Origin of the sequence: Microbacterium sp. Leaf159 (assembly GCF_001423615.1) — a bacterium.
GTDB lineage: Bacteria > Actinomycetota > Actinomycetes > Actinomycetales > Microbacteriaceae > Microbacterium.
Map to the genome: position 1 here is coordinate 413,384 of NZ_LMOU01000001.1, position 16,918 is coordinate 430,301.

Consider the following 16,918-nt stretch of genomic DNA (forward strand, 5'->3'; position numbering starts at 1 on the left):
TCACAGACCCAGCTTCTCGAGCTCGGCCTCGTAGGCTTCCTCGATGTCCTCTGCGGGGCGGGACTCGTCGTCCCACATCGCCATCAGACGCGCGTGAGTGGACTCGTCGAGGGACTCGTACCGCTCACGCCAGGCTTCGGCGTTCTCGGTCCAGTAGCCGATCACCTTGTATGCGGACGCGGGAAGCTTGAGCTCGTGCCGCAGGTGCTTGCGCACGCCACGGGTCGCCTTGGTCTCTCCGGCGACCCAGACGTACCCGAGGCCGCGGGGAAGCTCGGAGGCTCGGAGGATCTCCTCGATGCGAGTGGGGGCATGGCCGTTGCCGCCGTGCACCCAGTGCAGCTCGACGCCCGCCGCCGGGGTGAGGTCGAGCTCGTCCTCGGGGGTGGAGACCTCGAGCACCACGCGGGTGCGGATGCCAGACGGGGCGTTCTCGGCGAGGCGCGCGGCAGCGGGGAGCCCGGTCGCGTCGGCGATCAGCAGCTGCCATTCGATGTCGGCGGGCGGGTCGTACAGCCCCTTCGGGGTGTTGACGCCCACCACGTCGCCCGGCTTCGCATGCAGGGCCCAGGCCGCGGCGACGCCGCCGTCGTGCACGACGAAGTCGATCGTGAGCTCGCCGGCCGCGGCATCCCACGCCCGCACCGTGTAGGTGCGCATCGGTGCCGGCTCGACACCGTCGGGGAAGTCCCAGTAGCCGTCATCCGTGGGGAAGGGGAGGTTCGGCTCGTGCTGACCCTCGGAGGGGAAGAACACCCGGAAGTACTCGTCGCCGACCTCGGTCGAGACGAATCCGTCGAGTCCGTCTCCGCCGAACACGATCCGGACCATGCCGGGGCTCAGACGCTCGACGCGCTGGACGACGATGCGGTGTATCAGGTTGACGGTCATCCGAGCAGCGCCTTCTCGACGACGGTGAGGAACGCGTCCATGCCGCTGGGCGAGCCGTAGATCATCTCGTAGTTGTACGGGAAGTAGGCGCCGTCCTGAACGAACGACAGATTCTGCCAGAGCTGGTTCTGCTGCAGCGCGGCGTCGTCCTCGATCCAGACCGTGCCGTCCTCGTCGGCTCCGGTGAAGACGACGTCGATGCCCTCGAGCTGGCCCACCTGCTCGGGGCTGAGCTCGGTGTAGTCGTCGCTCGCGGGGAGTCCCTCGTCGGTCGCGTTCATGAGTTCGTGCATCTCGAGGCCGAGGTCGGCGAACACCAGGCACGGCACGCCGTAGCAGGAGGTGGTGACCTGACCCTCGAAGTAGCCGACGTCGGCGACGACGGGGTGGATGTCCGCGGCATCGAGGCGAGCCTTGATGTCGGCGACGCGCTCCTCGTACTGGTCGACCCAGGCCTGCCACTGGTCTTCGCGTCCGAGATCGGATGCCGCCTGTGCGACCACATCGCGCCAGTCCCCGCCGTCGAAGGCGTTGTACGTGTACGTCGGCGCGATCTTCTGCAGCTTGCCGTCGAGGTCCTCCTCATAGCCCAGACCGTTGAGGATGAAGTCCGGGTCGGCCTCGAGTACGGCCTCGAGGTTGAACTCGGGGAAGTTGCCGAAGGTCTCTAGTCCTTCGAGCTCCTCCTGGGGGAAGAATTCGGGGAACGCGGTGAAGTCGTCGCGGATCGGCTGGGTGTCGGCGAGCTCGAAGCCGAGGGTGATGAGGATGTCGAGATCGGTCGTGTAGAAGCCGAGAGCGGACTGCGGCTCGGCGGGGATCTCGATGTCGACGCCGGCGGGAGTGGTGAGCTCGACGGTCTCGGCGTCGCCGGAGGAGCCGGCTGCGGTGGAGCCGGCGCAGGAGGTGAGCAGGAGGCCGGTCGCGGCGAGCGCGACGAGCGAGAGGGGCGTGGAGCGCATGGATCGTCTTCCAGGAGTGAGTTCGGGAGGGCGCCAAGGAGGTTAGCTAAGGCTTGGCTTACCTAGTATGAACCGGCTCCGTGTCGCACAGATGCCAGCCGGTGTCGTGCTCAGGCCGACTTCTTGGTCGCTTCGTTGCGCACCGAGGCGAACTCCCCCGGGGTGCGACCGAGTTCACGCCGGAACGCCTGCACGAACGCACTCGGCGTCGCGTATCCGGAGCGACGGCTGACGTGTGCGACGGTGTGGTCGGCGGCCAGCCATTCGATGGCACGGCGCATGCGGGCGCGAGTGCGCCAGGTGGAGAAGCTCAGCCCCGTCTCGGCGACGAAGAGTCGTGACAGGTTGCGGGCGCTGGCGCCCACGTGGCGGCCCCAGTCCTCGATGGACCGATCGTCGGCGGGGTCCGAGAGGAGAGCTTCCGCGACGAGGCGCGTGCGCATGTCGAGGGGGAGGGGGAGGTCGATCGTCGACACCTCGACCGGCTCGAGCAGGCTCAGCGCCAGCTCTTCGGCGTGCACGCGTGGGGAGGCCGAGAGGTACGGGGGTGCTTCGAGCCTGTCGAGCACCGCGCGGACCACTTCGGGAATCGCGACGGCTGTGGTGCGGGAGGCGATCGGGTGGATGTCGGCATCGATGAATGTGCAGCGGAACGTGGTGCCTGCTGCCGCCACCACCCGGTGCGTGACGCCGGCGGGGATCCAGAGCCCGAGGGACCCGGGAATGGCGAAGTAGCCGTCGTCCGTCTCGGCGGTCAGCGCTCCCCGTGTGCCCCACAGCAGCTCGTGCTGATCGTCATGGGAGTGCGCGTCCCACTCGACGTGGTCCGCGAGTTCGAAGGAGTGGGTTCCGATGCGCCAGATGACGGACTCGTCGGGGTGCTGTCCGGTCAGCGACATCATCTCCCCGCCTGTCGTCTCGCGGTCGTGGTTAGGTCACCCTAAGTTACCACGGCGATCGGACGTGCTCAGCGCGCGGTGAACGACACCCCGGCGCTGAGCAGCTGCAGTCGGGCGGCGAGCAGGTCGGCATCGAGGGTCGCGCCGGAGATCTGGAACTCGCCGGCGAGCTCCTCGGCGACCGTGGGAGCGCTGATGACGCCGATGAAGTCGACGAGCGCGATCTGATTGCCCGGCGCCGTCGCGGTGGCCGCTTCTCTGGTCCACGCGGCGAAATCCTCGGCGGCAGGGTCGGACAGGGTCACGGCCACGACGTCGCCGGTCACCTCGACCTCGGCGATCGCGTTTCCGACGAGGCGCGCGGAGGAGGGGAGGAGCAGTTGGGTTAGCATCGCTTCGTCGCACGCGAGGACGTGCCCCTCGACGGTGATCGGACCGAACCGCAGTGCGTCGCACGGGGGAGTCGCCGAACCGTCGCCGAGGTCTGCGCCTCCCGTCGCCGGGTGCACGGCGTCGACGGCGTAGAAGCCCTCGGCAGCGGGGGTCGAGATGGCGCGAGCGAACGCGTCGATGTCGGCGCTCGTGACATCCGCACCGAACGTCACGGTGAGATCGTCGGCATCCGTCTCGGTGATGTCGACCACCTCGATGCCGGCGTTCTCGCCGTAGAAGGCGAGTGCGGTGCGGGCGGCGGCGAGAGTCGCCGAGTCCACCTCGCGCTCCGCCGTGACCTGGATGACGAGCTCGTCGCCGGATTCCGACCCTGACGGCGGCGTGGACTCGGACGGCGCGGGGGTCTCGGGCGTCGTGGGCTCGGCCTCGCCGGAGAGAACGCCTCCGAAGCTGAGCAGGAGCACGATCGCGACCGTCCAGACGACGCTGAGGATCGCGCCGATGGCGACGGCAGTGGTCGCCACCACCGACGGCGTGCCGGCGGCCTTCGACTTCACCCGTGCGACGAGCCCGAGGACGAAGCCGACCAGCGGAAGGATGAACGCGAAGGCGAGCGCCACGATCGACAGCGTGCTGGATCGTGTGTCCCTGGTGGAGACGTGCGGGGAGTCGGTCATGGGGGCTCTTTCTTCGCGGGGAAGGCGGACGGCGGCCACATGCGGACCCGTGGGGCGGCTCGTGGGTACGAGAAAGCCCCGCACAACTCTAGTTGTGCGGGGCTTGTGTCTGTGGGCGATACCGGACTCGAACCGATGACCTCTTCCGTGTGAAGGAAGCGCGCTACCAACTGCGCCAATCGCCCATACCCGTGGGGTACGTCAACCGATACTACCGGACGGTCCGAGGCGTTGCTGACCACGCTGAGAGACACGCGCGAGATTCGCTTCGGGTTTGGACAGTCGGGAATCATCGGCTAATGTTTCATAAGTGCCCGGGACAACAACCGGGAACAACGCGGATGTAGCGCAGTTGGTAGCGCACAACCTTGCCAAGGTTGGGGTCGCGAGTTCGAGTCTCGTCATCCGCTCAAGTGCAGGGGCCTTCTTCGGAAGGCCTTCGGCACGTGGGGTCAATCCACACGGTGGCGTGGCCGAGCGGCTAGGCACCGGCCTGCAAAGCCGTTTACACGGGTTCGAATCCCGTCGCCACCTCTCACAAACTGAATAGCCCACTTGGGCGCGATTGGCGCAGCGGTAGCGCGCTTCCCTGACACGGAAGAGGTCACTGGTTCGATCCCAGTATCGCGCACAGATAAAAACCCTCGGTTAACCGGGGGTTTTTTCGTTGTCGGGCGGATGCGACGGAGGGTCGAGCGGAAGCATCCGCTCGACCCTCCGTCTGCGTTCGTCGGTCAGTCTGCCTGCACGAGGATCTTCGCGCCGGCACCGCCGCGCAGCGAGTGGATGGCATCGACGACCTGCTCGAGCGCGACCTCCTGCACCCAGCCGGTGGTGTCGTAGACGCCCCGGGACATGGCCTCGATCACGGCGTCGAAGTCCTCGGGGAGGTACGCCAGCGCTCCGGCGATCTCGGTCTCGGCCATGACGAGCTGCGTGGGCAGGAACTCCATGGGTCGCTCGTGGATCGCGACGACGACGACGCGTCCGCCGGGCACGAGGCTGGCGAGCGACGAGGTGACGGCGGGGCCGGCACCGGCGGCGTCGAACGCGACATCCACGCCGTCTCCATCGCTGAGCGTCGCGACCGCGGCCGCGAGGTCTTCGTTCACCGGATCGACGACCGTCGCACCGAGTGCGGCGATGATCGCCCGACGGTCGGCGCTCGGCTCCGAGACGAGCACCTTCTCGATGCCGCGCGCCTTGAGGGCGAACCAGACGCCGATGCCGATGGGACCGGCGCCGGCGATCATCGCGGAGCCTCCGGCGTCGACGCCGCTGCGCGAGACGGCGTGCCATGCGACCGACATCGGCTCGACGAGGGCGCCCATGCGCAGGTCGACGTTCTCGGGAAGCACATGCAGCTTCGTGGCATCCACTGTGGTGAACTCCGCCATGCCGCCGCCGTGCGAACTCAGCCCATGGAAGCCGATCTTCTGGCAGGCATTGAACATTCCGCGACGGCAGGCCGGGCATTCGCCGCAGTAGTAGATGGGCCAGACCGCGACGCGGTCACCCACGGCGACGTCGTCCACGCCCTCGCCGAGCTCGACGATCGTGCCGGAGAACTCGTGACCCAGGATCTGGGGGAGCGTAGACCCGGTGACGGGGTGCGGGTGATCGAAGTCGAGCCCTGCGGCCTCGGGGCTGTAGTACACGTGGAGGTCGGACCCGCAGATTCCGGCGAAGGCGTTCCGCAGCTTCACCTGTCCGGGGCCGGGCGTGGGCTCGGGCACCTCCTCGATCCGGAGGTCCTCCTTGGCATGGAACTGTGCGGCCTTCATCTTCTTCTTCTCCTCTTCCGGGTGGCCGTCAACGCAGCCACCACTCGGGTGACGCCGCGAGGATCAGCCTCACGGCACGTTCGATGTCGTCGTCCTCGCTGCGCAACCACTCCTCGACTGCTCCCACAGTGCCTGCCGCGGCGTACGCGACGGCGATCCGCATGGCCGTGGCGTCGCTGGCGAACTCGGACGGGATGATCCCCGGGTGCAGCTCTGCCCACAGCACGAGACCTGCGCTGATCGACCGCTCGAGATTGCTGCGCACGGGGGCTGCGAGCAGCGGATGCATCGCGCCGCGGTACACATCTGCTCGCCGGTGCACGTGCTCGAGCAGGGCCCGCTCGCCGTCGCCGATCGCATCGGTGTGGGGGAGGACCTCCATGGCCTCGTCGATCTCGGCGGCCAGCGCGTCGGCGAGAAGGCTCACCGGGCTGTCGGCGTGGCGGTAGAACGTGTCGCGGGTGACACCCGCTTCTGCGCAGATCGCCGATGCCGTCACCGTGGTGATCGGGGTCGTACCCGCCAGCCTGAGGACCGCCGCGCGGAGACTCTCGCGCGAACGTCGCGACCGTGCATCCATGTCTCCAGTTTATCCGACAACTGTCAGATAAAACCCACTCGCACATTTCGCATCTGTCACAACTGCACCATTGTCAACAAAGGAGCATCTCGCCTAGGGTGAAAAGACGTCGTATACCCACAACGGGTGTCGACGGACTCTGAGGGGGGTCGTGATGGTCGGGGGAGGTGTTCGTCGTGGCTGGCGCAGATCCGCCATCGCCATGACCACCGCCATCGCCGTGATCGCGGCCGGGTTCACGCTCGGCGCACCGCAGGCCGCCGAAGCCGCCGTCGTGCAGTGGGGCACGAATTCAGGCACCGCTCCGAACTATCAGGCCAACGTCAACGGCGACTTCATCATGGCCGGAAACGGCGTGCTCGCCTGCTCGGCGACGACGGCCACGACGAACGGCACGTGCGCCGATCTGCACGCAGCCTCGAGCACCAACGCGAACAACGTCAACGACAACTTCGTGATGAGCCAGAACAACTCGGTCGCGGGTTTCACCTCGAACTCGAGCAGCGCGACGATGACGATCCCCGCCGGCGCCACCGTCGTGAAGGCCTTCCTCACCTGGAGCGCGAACACCGGCGTCTACACGGGAGACACGCGCCGTCTCTGCGCTCAGTACTCAGCCGCACGCGGCGTGGCGACGATGCCCTCGGGCAGCGCCACCGGGTACACCTCGCGAGCCATCCAACTCAAGGTCGCGGGCAGCTCGGTCACCAACGTCTCGCCGCAGAGCATGCTCGCCGACCCCGCATCGCAGGCGACGGCGCTCTACTACTCCGCGAGTGCCGATGTGACCGCGGCGTTCGCGGCCGTGCCGACCGGATCCGAGGTCACGATCTCGGCGGGCAACATCTGGACTCCGACCGGCGCCGGTTGCTATGCGGGCTGGTCGATCAACGTGGTCTACGACTACGGAACCTTCATCCCCGACAACCCCGCCTCGGTGCCGCACAACATCATCTACTACGAGGGACACGTGCGTCAGGGCGCGAACGACGCCGACCTCACCGTCGCCTTCAACGGGTTCACGGCCGTGGCTGCGGGAACTCGCGCCGGATTCACGCTCTTCGAGGGTGATCGCAACATCACCGGGGACTCGGCCTCGTACTCGCGGGGCGGCTCCACGCCGTACACGGAGATCGCGAACGCCGCGGGGGCGACGGGCAACGTCGGCATCTCGCGGGCAGTGGGATCAGTCAGATACACCGGTACCGCGGGCACCGCGTTCACCAACCAGAACGTCGACGTCGCGACAGTTCCGCTGACCAACGTCGTCGCGGGCGATTCGACCGTGAACCTGCGTCTGGGCACATCCGGCGACTCCTACCTTCTCCGCAACGCGATGCTCTCTGTCCCCACAGCCGGGCTGCAGATCGTGAAGACCTTCGACGGCACGGTGGACAGTCAGTCGCGAACGGCCGGCGAGCTCGCGACGTTCACGATCCGCATCACGAACACCGGCGCGGGAACCCTGCGCAACATCGTGGTGACGGATGACCAGGCCAACTGCGCACGCAGTCTCGGCGCGCTGACCCTCGCACCGCTGCAGACGACCACCTACACCTGCACGGCGACGGCTCCGTCGGCGACCGGGTACGTCTCGACGGCCGAGGCCACCGCAAGGACTGTGGTGGGGGACTTCCTCGCGCAGGACAACGACAGCACGACTGTGCTCCTCAGCGCGATCGGACTCACCAAGACCAGTGCCCTCGCTCCCGGCGGCACCGGGCGCGCGGGAGACGTCGTCATCTACACGTTCACCGTCACGAACACGGGACAGTCGACGCTCACCGGCATCGTGATCAGCGACCCGTTGTCGGGACTGTCGGCGATCACGTTCGGAGCCTGGCCGGGAACCGCGGGCACGCTGACGCCCGGGCAGTCGGTCACTGCCACGGCCAACTACACGCTCAAGCAGAGCGATGTAGATGCCGGTTCTGTGGCGAACACGGCGACGGTGAGCGCGGCGGATGACGACGGAGGCATCCGTCCCTCCGGTTCCGCGAACCGTGTGACGCCGATCGCCGCCGCCGGCGCCGTCACGGTCACCAAGACCGGGGCGCTCGCGAGCGGGACCACGGGCCGTGTGGGCGATCGCGTCAACTACACCTTCACGGTCCGCAACACCGGCAATGTGACGCTCGAGAACGCGTCGCTCGTCGACCCGCTGCCGGGGCTCTCGCCACCGGCGATCACCTGGCCCACAGCGACGGCAGGAGTCATCCCCGTCGGTCAGGCCGCCACCGCGACAGCCTTCTACACGATCACCCAGGCGGATGTCGACGCAGGCAGCGTCCGAAACACCGCCACCGCCACAGCCCGCACGCCGGGCGGCACCACAGTCTCCGGTTCCTCTCCGCAGGTCACCGTTCCCACCATCGCCTCAGCGCCAGGACTCACGACGACGAAGTCGGGATCCATCACCCAGGGCAGCGGGGGAGTGGGCAGCACGATCACCTACACCTTCACCGCCCGCAACTCCGGCAACACGACGCTCACGAACGTCGCGATCAGCGATCCGCTCGCCGGACTCTCGGCGCTCACCTACTCGTGGCCCGGAGTCGCAGGAACCCTCGCCCCGGCCCAGTCCGTGACGGCGACCGCGACGTACACCGTGACCCAGGCCGACGTGGATGCCGGAGCGGTCCGCAACACCGCCACCGGCACGGCCCGCACACCCGCAGGTGCGACCCTCACAGTTCCGAGCAGCCAGTCGGTCGTCTCGACCGCGGCATCCGCTCCTTCGGTCAACCTCACGAAGACCGGTGCTCTCGCGCCCGGTAGCACGGGCAAGGCGGGTGACGTCGTCACCTACTCGTTCCGCCTCGCGAACAGCGGAAACGTCACGCTCACCGAGGTCGCGATCGCCGACCCGCTGGCGGGGCTCTCCGCCCTGACGTACACCTGGCCGGGAGCCGCGGGCACACTGGCGCCGGGCCAGGCCGTCACGGCGACCGCGACCTACACGCTGAAGCAGTCGGACGTCGATGCAGGGTCTGTGGCGAACACGGCGACGGCGTCGGCACTGCCGCCGAGCGGTGCACGTCTGTCGCAGACGAGGTCGTCCACCCTGCCCGTCACCCCGACCGGTGCTCTGACCGTGCTGAAGTCGGGCTCCGTCACAGCGGGGACGGGCGGCGTCGGCAGCACCGTCACCTACAGCTTCTCGGCGACCAACAACGGCAACGTGACGCTGACACAGGTCGCGATCGCGGATCCCCTTCCCGGCCTCTCGGCCGTCACCTACACCTGGCCCGGTACCGCAGGAACCCTCGCACCGGGTCAGACGGTGCAGGGCCGCGCGACGTACACCGTGCGCCAGGCGGACGTCGATGCCGGCGCCGTGACCAACACGGCCACGGCGTCGGCGCGCACCCCAGGCGGAGCATCGGTCACGGGTACGTCACCCACGACCCGTGTGAACACGGTGGCTGCAGCTCCGGCGAGCACGACGACGAAGACCGCCACGGTGTCAGGCACTGCCGCGGTCGGCGACGTCGTCACCTACACCGTGCGCACGACGAACTCCGGGAACGTCACGCTGACCGACGTCGCCGTCAGCGACACGCTCGCGGGCCTGTCGGCCTTCACCTACACGTGGCCGGGAGCCTCGGGGCGACTCGCACCAGGGCAGACGGTGACAGCGGTCGCGACCTACACGATCAAGCAGGCCGACGTGAACGCGGGATCCGTGCGCAACGTGGCGTCGTCCACCGCCGTCTACGGCACGACGCCCGTGACGAGCACCTCGGGCACCGTCACGACGAACACCGTGCCCGCATCCGCCGGGATCGTGACGACGAAGTCCGGTGCACTGCAGAGCGGTTCCTCCGGCCGGGCGGGCGACACGATCGTCTGGTCGATCACGCTGCGGAACTCCGGCAACGTCACCCTGACCGGAGTCGCGGTCGCGGATTCTCTTCCCGGCATCTCCGTGCCGAGCTATGGCACGTGGCCGAGCGGCACGGCGGGAGTCCTGCAGCCAGGACAGACCGTCACTGCCACCGCGACGTCCGTCATCTCGCAGACCGACGTGAACTCCGGTGCCGTGAGCAACACCGCCACCGGTTCCGGAGCCCCGCCCACCGGAGCTGCAGTGACGAGCACGGCGCCGGCGACCGTGTCCCTCGCCGCAGCTCCGGGCCTCGTGCTCACCAAGACCGGTGCGGTCACCTCGGGCAACGGCTCCGTCGGCAGCACGATCACCTATACGTTCTCGGCCCGCAACACCGGAAACGTCACGCTCACGGGCGTCGCGATCACCGACCCGCACGCAGGCCTCTCGACGATCGCATACACCTGGCCGGCGACCGCAGGCACGCTGCAGCCTAACCAGACGGTGACCGCGACCGCCACGTATACGGTGCGTCAGTCGGATGTGGATGCGGGCTCGGCCAAGAACACCGCGAGCGCGAGCGGCACCCCGCCGACGGGGGCCGCGATCACCGCATCCTCCGGTGAGGTGACGGTCGCGACCATCGCTGCAGCGCCCGGCGTCGCGATCACCAAGACCGCCTCGGGCGGCGGCGGTGGTGTGGGCAGCGTCATCACGTACACCTTCCGCGCGAGCAACACCGGAAACGTCACGCTCACGGGCGTCGGCATCGCCGATCCGCTGGCAGGGCTCGGGACGCTGCAGTACCAGTGGCCGGGGGCTGCGGGAACGCTCGCTCCGGGGCAGACCGTCGTCGCCACCGCGCCGTACACCGTGACGCAGGCCGACGTGAACGCCGGATCGGTCACGAACACGGCGACCGCCACCGGCACCGGCGGAGGAACGACCGCGACCGCGGCATCCGGAGCGGTGACGACCCCGACGGCCACGAGCGCCCCCGCCGTCTCGGTCACCAAGACCGGAACGCTCGCAGGAACCGGTGCCGCGGGCGACACCATCACGTATGCCTTCACCGTGCGCAACTCCGGCAACGTCACCCTCACCGGCGTGTCTCTCGTCGACCCGCTGATCGGTCAGGCACCGGTGCCGCTGTCGGGTTGGCCCGGAGCCGCGGGCACCCTGCAGCCGGGCCAGAGCGTCTCCGGCACCGCCACCTACACGGTCAAGCAGACCGACGTCGACGCGGGCGCGGTGGCGAACACCGCGACGGCCACGGGCACACCGCCGCGGGGTGCAGCGGTGACCGGAACCGCTCCCTCCACCGTGCGGATCGACGCGGTCCCATCGATCGCCGTGCAGAAGACCGGTTCGGTCACTACTGGGTCCGGCGAGGTCGGCAGCACCGTGACGTTCGCGTTCACGATCCGCAACTCCGGCAATGTCACGCTCAGCGGCGTCACGCTCACCGACACTCTCGCAGGGCTCAGTGCTCCGTCGATCACCTGGCCCGGTTCGCCGAACACCCTGACCCCGGGACAGACGGCTACCGGAACGGCGACGTACACCGTGCGGCAGGCCGACGTCGATGCCGGATCCGTGCGCAACACGGCGAGCGTCAGCGGTCGACCGCCGGCGGGTGCCGTGGTGAGCGCGACGTCCACAGAGGCCGTGGTGCCCACGAGCGTCGCCGCACCGGGGCTGACCGTGACCAAGAGCGGTGACACCGCGGCCGGAACGCGCGTGGGCGATGTCATCACCTACACGATCCGGGCGACCAACAGCGGCAACCAGACGCTCACCGGCGTGACGCTGAGCGATCCGCTCTCGGGGCTCTCCGCGCTCTCGGTGACCTGGCCAGGCGCGAACGGCGTACTGGCACCGGGGCAGACGGCGACGGCTCGGGCCACCTACGTCATCACCCAGACCGACGTGAACTCCGGATCGATCCGCAACCGCGCGTCCGCAGCTGCCACGGCACCTGGCGGCGCATCGGTCAATGCGTCGTCCGCAGACGTCGTGACTCCGACGGTCACCGCTGCCCCCAGGCTGACCCTCGACAAGACCGCGAGCCTGGCGCCCGGCGCGACGGGTCGCGCGGGAGACGTCGTCACGTACAGCTTCACCGTGCGCAACGCCGGCAATGTCACCCTCACGAGTGTCGGCATCGCGGATACGCTGCCAGGACTCTCGACCATCGCGTACACGGGCTGGCCCGGCGCGACAGGCACACTGCAGCCGGGGCAGAGCGTCGCGGCGACCGCGACGCGGGCGCTCACGCAGTCGGACGTCGATGCCGGCTCCGTCGCCAACATCGCCACCGCCACAGGCACGCCGCCAACCGGTGACCCAGTGCAGGCGACGGCCGCTGCGACTCTCCCGCTGATCGCCGGCCCCCTCCTCACACTCGGCAAGACCGCGGTCTACACGCAGGGGAGCGGCGCGGTCGGCAGCGTCATCACGTACACGTTCACGGCTCGCAACGCCGGAAACGTCACACTCACCGGCGTCGCGGTCACTGACCCGCACGCGGGCCTCAGCACGATCGCCCTCACCTGGCCCGGTACGGCCGGCGCGCTCGCGCCGGGTGCCCAGGTCGTAGGAACCGCGACGTACACGGTCACGCAGGCCGACGTCGACGCCGGCACCGTGCGCAACACCGCACGGGTGACCGGCACGCCTCCCAGCGGTCCTGCGGTCGGTGCCGACTCGCAGACCGTCTCGCTCCCGACCGTCGCCGCCGGCCCCGCGCTGACGACCGCGAAGTCGGCATCCGTCGGCGGCACCGGGGCCGTGGGCGACGTCGTCGACTACACGGTGCGCGTGACCAACACCGGCAATGTGACGCTCCGCAGCGTCGTGGTGAGCGACCCGATGGCGGGACTCACACCCTTCACATACACCTGGCCCAGTGATGCGGGCGTGCTCGCGCCCGGTGCACAGGTCGTCGCGCGGGCGAGCCACACGATCACGCAGGCCGACGTGGATGCGGGCTCGATCGTCAACGTCGCCACCGGAAGCGGGCTGTCGCCGAACGGCACGCCCGTGAGCGCGGCATCCGGCACTGTCACCGCGCCGACAGCCGCGGGAGATCCGCGGCTCCAGGTCGTCAAGTCCGGCACGCTCCCCGGGGGCGCCACGGGCGTGGCGGGGGAGACCATCACCTGGACGGTGTCGATCCGGAACACCGGCAACGTCACGCTCTCCGGCGTCACTGCCACCGACTCCCTCCCTGGTATCAGCGACCTCGCCTACGGAGTGTGGCCGTCGGGCACCGCAGGTGTGCTGGCGCCGGGTGACGTGGTGACGGCGACCGCGACCTCGACCGTTCGTCAGACCGACGTCGATGCAGGTGCGGTGTCGAATGCAGCGACGGCGATCGGCACTCCCTCGCGGGGCCAGGCCACGTCGGCGGTGGGTTCGGCGACGGTTCCGCTGACCTCGGCACCGGCGCTCACGATCCAGAAATCGGGCGCCTACACCGCGGGTACGGGGTCGGTCGGCGACACGATCACCTACTCGTACACCGTGCGCAACGCAGGCAACGTGACGCTCACCGGAGTAGCCGTGAGCGATCCGCACAGCGGACTCTCCACGATCAGCTATGGCGCCTGGGCGTCCGGCACGACGGGCACACTCGCACCCAACCAGACGATCACCGCGACGGCGACCTACCAGGTGCGTCAGAGCGATGTGAACGCGGGCTCGATCACCGATGTGGCGACCGCGTCGGGGCGCCCGCCCACGGGCGCAGCCGTGTCGGCGACCTCGCAGACCGTGGTGCTCGGCACCGCCACTCCCGCCCCGGCGATCCTGACGACGAAGACCGCGTCGGTCGGCGGGCCCGGACAGCTCGGCGACCTCATCACCTACACGCTCCGTGCGACCAACTCGGGCAACGTCACCCTCACCGGCGTCGCGCTGTCCGATCCCGCTCCGGGGCTGAGCCCGCTCGCCTATGGGCCGTGGCCGGGCGCCAGCGGCACCCTTCAGCCGGGTGAGTCCGTGACGGCGACGGCGACGCACCGCATCACCCAGGCAGACCTCGATGCCGGTTCCGTGTCGAACACGGCGGCGTCGACGGGTACGCCCCCGACGGGGCCGGCCGTGACCGATCCGTCCGACACGGTCGTGACAGCGACGGCGGCCCAGACCCCCGACATCGAGGTGACGAAGACAGGCACGCTCGCCGGCGGAGCGACGGCTCGTGCGGGCGATGCGGTCGCCTACTCGTTCTCGCTGCGCAACACCGGCAACGTCACGCTCACCGGCGTCGCACTCGCCGACCTCGAGCCCGGCGTCTCTCCGCTGGTCTACTCGTGGCCGGGCGCAGAGGGCGTCCTCGCTCCCAACCAGGTCGTCACGGCTACCGCGACCTATGCGCTCACGCAGGCCGACATCGACGCGGGGGCCGTCGACAACGTCGTGAGCGGTTCGGGTACCGCTCCGGGTGGCGCGTCGATCACCGAGAACGACGACGTCACCGTCCCGATCGCTCCGTCGGCATCCATCGGCGTGTCGAAGACCGGAACGGTGGTCGGTGACGGAGTGGGAGACGGTGAGGCGGGCGACCAGATCCGGTTCGACTTCGTGGTCGTCAACACCGGCAACGTCACTCTCACGGATGTCGAGCTCGCCGACAGCATCCCCGGTCTCGTTCCGACAGTCACCTGGCCCGATGCGGGATCGGCGGGCGTCCTCGCTCCCGGCGCCACGGCCACGGCCACGGCCGTCTACGAGATCACCCAGGCCGACGTGAACAGCGGATCCGTGCCGAACTCCGTGACAGCGTCGGGTGCGCCGCCGACCGGGGCCGACGTGACGGCGACAGACTCCGTCCAGGTCGCGACGGGTGCGCAGCGGTCCGAGCTCAGGCTCAGCAAGTCGGGCACGACGCTGCCGGGCGAGGCGGGACTCGGCGACGACATCACCTACACCTTCGTGCTCAGCAACACCGGAAACGTCACCGTCACCGGGATCGTCATCTCGGATCCGCTGGTCGGGCTGTCCGACATCGTGGCGGACTGGCCGGGCGCCGACGGCGTGCTCGATCCGGGGCAGAGCGTGACCGCCACGGCCACGCTCGAGATCACCCAGACACACATCGATGCCGGGCGCGTGCTGAACACCGCGACGGCGTCGGGGACCGCGCCTGCGGGCGCCGTGTCGACGACCTCACCGCAGAGCATCGTGCCGGTGGAGGCATCAGCGCCGTCCGTCGCGGTCACGAACAGCGGCTCGCTCCCGCCAGGGTCCGCGGCCGGGTCGACGGTGACCTGGACCTACACGCTCAAGAACACCGGCAACGTGACCCTGAGCGGTTCTGCGCTGTCTGACGCTCTCGCGGGCACGACGGCGCCCGTCTACCAGTGGAACGGCCAGGCAGGCATCCTCGCCCCGGGGGAGACGGTCACTGCGACGGCCACGACAGTGCTGACCCAGGCCGACGTCGATGCGGGCTCGATCATCAGCCTCGTGACCGGGCGCGGCACGGCACCCACGGGTGCCGTCGTCACCGCGACCGCCCCGGCGACGGTGACCATCGCCTCGACCGCCGGTCTGACGCTGGACAAGTCCGCATCGCAGACCGAGGACCTGGCCGTCGGCGACATCGTGACATTCACGTTCGACATCACGAATGCGGGCACGGCGACGATCGACGCCATCGCGCTGAGCGATCCGCTCCCCGGACTGTCGGCGATCACGTTCGGTCCCTGGCCGTCGGCGACGGGAACGCTCGCCCCGGGCGGTGCCGTGCGCGCGTCGGCGCAGTACACCGTGACACAGGCGGACGTGGATGCTGCGGGCGTCCGCAACATCGCGACGGTCACGGGCCTCACGCCGTCCGACGCCGCGGTGTCCGCATCCGACATCGTGACGCTCGCCACCGAGACGAGGGCGCCCGCACTCGAACTGGTGAAGGCGGATGAGCTCTCCGGCGACGGCGTGCTCGGAGACTCGATCGGATACTCGTTCACCGTGCGCAACGCCGGGAACACGACGGTCACCGACATCGCGATCGCCGATGAGCTCGAGGGAATCTCGGGCATCGTGTTCGGAGCATGGCCGAGCGGTGAGACGGGACGCCTCGCTCCCGGGCAAGAGGTGACGGCCACCGCGCAGTACACCATCGGCCAGGCAGACGTCGATGCCGGTGAGGTCCTCAACACCGCCATCGCGACAGGAACCACCCCGACCGAGGTCGATGTGTCATCGACCGAGGCCGAGGTCACGACCCCGCTCGCTGCGGCTGGCCCTGCGCTGACGACGACGAAGCGCGGTACTCTCGCCGCCGGGTCGACCGGCCGCGCGGGAGACACCGTCGAGTTCCGCTTCTCGGTCGTCAACACGGGCGATGTGACGGTCAGCGAGATCGCTTTCGACGATGCCCTCGCCGGGCTCAGCCCTCTGGTGATCACCTGGCCCGATGCGGCGCGCCCCGGCGTGCTCGCTCCCGGCGCCGAAGCGACGGCGACCGCGACCTACGTGCTCCTGCAGTCCGACGTGGACGCCGGCGCGGTGTCGAACGCCGTCACGGTCACGGGTACCCCCGTACGAGGAACCCTCGCGCCCGCTCCTGCCGCTGCGACCGTTCCGATCACCCCCGGGGCGGCGCTGTCCGCGGTGAAGACGGGTGTGCTCGCTGCGGGAGACATCGGCGCGGTCGGCGATCGGATCGACTACACCGTCGTGGTGACGAACACGGGCAACGTGACGGTCACCGGCGGCATCCTCGTGGACCCGATGGAGGGGCTCCAGGGTGTCTCCATCGCCTGGCCGGATCCAGCCGTTCCCGGTCGCGTGGGTGTGGGGGAGTCCGCCACAGGGCGCGGCTTCTATCTGCTGACGCAGGCGGATGTGGATGCGGGGTTTGTGGAGAATACGGCGTCGGTGGCGGCGTTTGCT

At 69.2% G+C, this 16,918-nt stretch carries 6 protein-coding genes, 4 tRNA genes and 1 pseudogene; 4 read left to right on the plus strand and 7 right to left on the minus strand.

All coding sequences use genetic code 11. The annotated features are described in order from the left end of the window. From ASF80_RS02070 to ASF80_RS02090, 5 genes are all read right to left on the minus strand, one after another. Positions 1-891: a siderophore-interacting protein gene (locus ASF80_RS02070; protein ID WP_056307576.1), complete on the minus strand. Its 891-nt coding sequence runs from the start codon at positions 889-891 to the stop codon at positions 1-3. After that, positions 888-1,853 (minus strand): ABC transporter substrate-binding protein, encoded by a 966-nt coding sequence (locus tag ASF80_RS02075; protein ID WP_056307578.1) that lies wholly within the window; start codon positions 1,851-1,853, stop codon positions 888-890. The genes ASF80_RS02070 and ASF80_RS02075 overlap by 4 nt, the downstream gene beginning before the upstream one ends. A gap of 110 nt (positions 1,854-1,963) precedes the next feature. Beyond that, complete coding sequence (locus ASF80_RS02080) at positions 1,964-2,755, minus strand: helix-turn-helix transcriptional regulator (RefSeq protein ID WP_056307580.1); 792 nt, start codon at positions 2,753-2,755, stop codon at positions 1,964-1,966. A gap of 65 nt (positions 2,756-2,820) precedes the next feature. Continuing rightward, a complete protein-coding gene (locus ASF80_RS02085) occupies positions 2,821-3,822 on the minus strand; it encodes a SecDF P1 head subdomain-containing protein (protein WP_056307582.1) in 1,002 nt (333 codons plus the stop codon). 112 nt (positions 3,823-3,934) lie between these two features. Next, a tRNA-Val gene (locus ASF80_RS02090) sits at positions 3,935-4,007 on the minus strand. Between the two features lie 152 nt (positions 4,008-4,159). On the opposite strand from ASF80_RS02090, the gene ASF80_RS02095 reads away from it, so the two are divergent. The 3 genes from ASF80_RS02095 to ASF80_RS02105 all read left to right on the plus strand — a co-directional run bounded on the left by ASF80_RS02095 (position 4,160) and on the right by ASF80_RS02105 (position 4,453). Beyond that, a tRNA-Gly gene (locus ASF80_RS02095) sits at positions 4,160-4,232 on the plus strand. 53 nt (positions 4,233-4,285) lie between these two features. Further along, positions 4,286-4,356: transfer RNA gene (locus ASF80_RS02100), tRNA-Cys, on the plus strand. Positions 4,357-4,381: 25 nt separating this feature from the next. Beyond that, positions 4,382-4,453 (plus strand) — tRNA-Val (locus tag ASF80_RS02105). A gap of 103 nt (positions 4,454-4,556) precedes the next feature. Here the strand turns inward: ASF80_RS02105 and ASF80_RS02110 are convergent. Further along, complete coding sequence (locus tag ASF80_RS02110; protein WP_056307584.1) at positions 4,557-5,606, minus strand: 2,3-butanediol dehydrogenase; 1,050 nt, start codon at positions 5,604-5,606, stop codon at positions 4,557-4,559. A 28-nt stretch (positions 5,607-5,634) separates the two neighbouring features. After that, complete coding sequence (locus ASF80_RS02115) at positions 5,635-6,186, minus strand: TetR family transcriptional regulator (RefSeq protein WP_056307586.1); 552 nt, start codon at positions 6,184-6,186, stop codon at positions 5,635-5,637. Positions 6,187-6,388: 202 nt separating this feature from the next. On the opposite strand from ASF80_RS02115, the pseudogene ASF80_RS18845 reads away from it, so the two are divergent. After that, positions 6,389-16,918: pseudogene (locus ASF80_RS18845) on the plus strand (DUF11 domain-containing protein); the annotation flags it as partial.

Bases quoted from the DNA above. Each gene is read 5' to 3' on its own strand.
- ASF80_RS02075 (WP_056307578.1), bottom strand. From the start codon at position 1,853: ATGCGCTCCACGCCCCTCTCGCTCGTCGCGCTCGCCGCGACCGGCCTC.
- ASF80_RS02110 (WP_056307584.1), bottom strand. From the start codon at position 5,606: ATGAAGGCCGCACAGTTCCATGCCAAGGAGGACCTCCGGATCGAGGAG.
- ASF80_RS02070 (WP_056307576.1), bottom strand. From the start codon at position 891: ATGACCGTCAACCTGATACACCGCATCGTCGTCCAGCGCGTCGAGCGT.
- ASF80_RS02115 (WP_056307586.1), bottom strand. From the start codon at position 6,186: ATGGATGCACGGTCGCGACGTTCGCGCGAGAGTCTCCGCGCGGCGGTC.
- ASF80_RS02080 (WP_056307580.1), bottom strand. From the start codon at position 2,755: ATGATGTCGCTGACCGGACAGCACCCCGACGAGTCCGTCATCTGGCGC.
- ASF80_RS02085 (WP_056307582.1), bottom strand. From the start codon at position 3,822: ATGACCGACTCCCCGCACGTCTCCACCAGGGACACACGATCCAGCACG.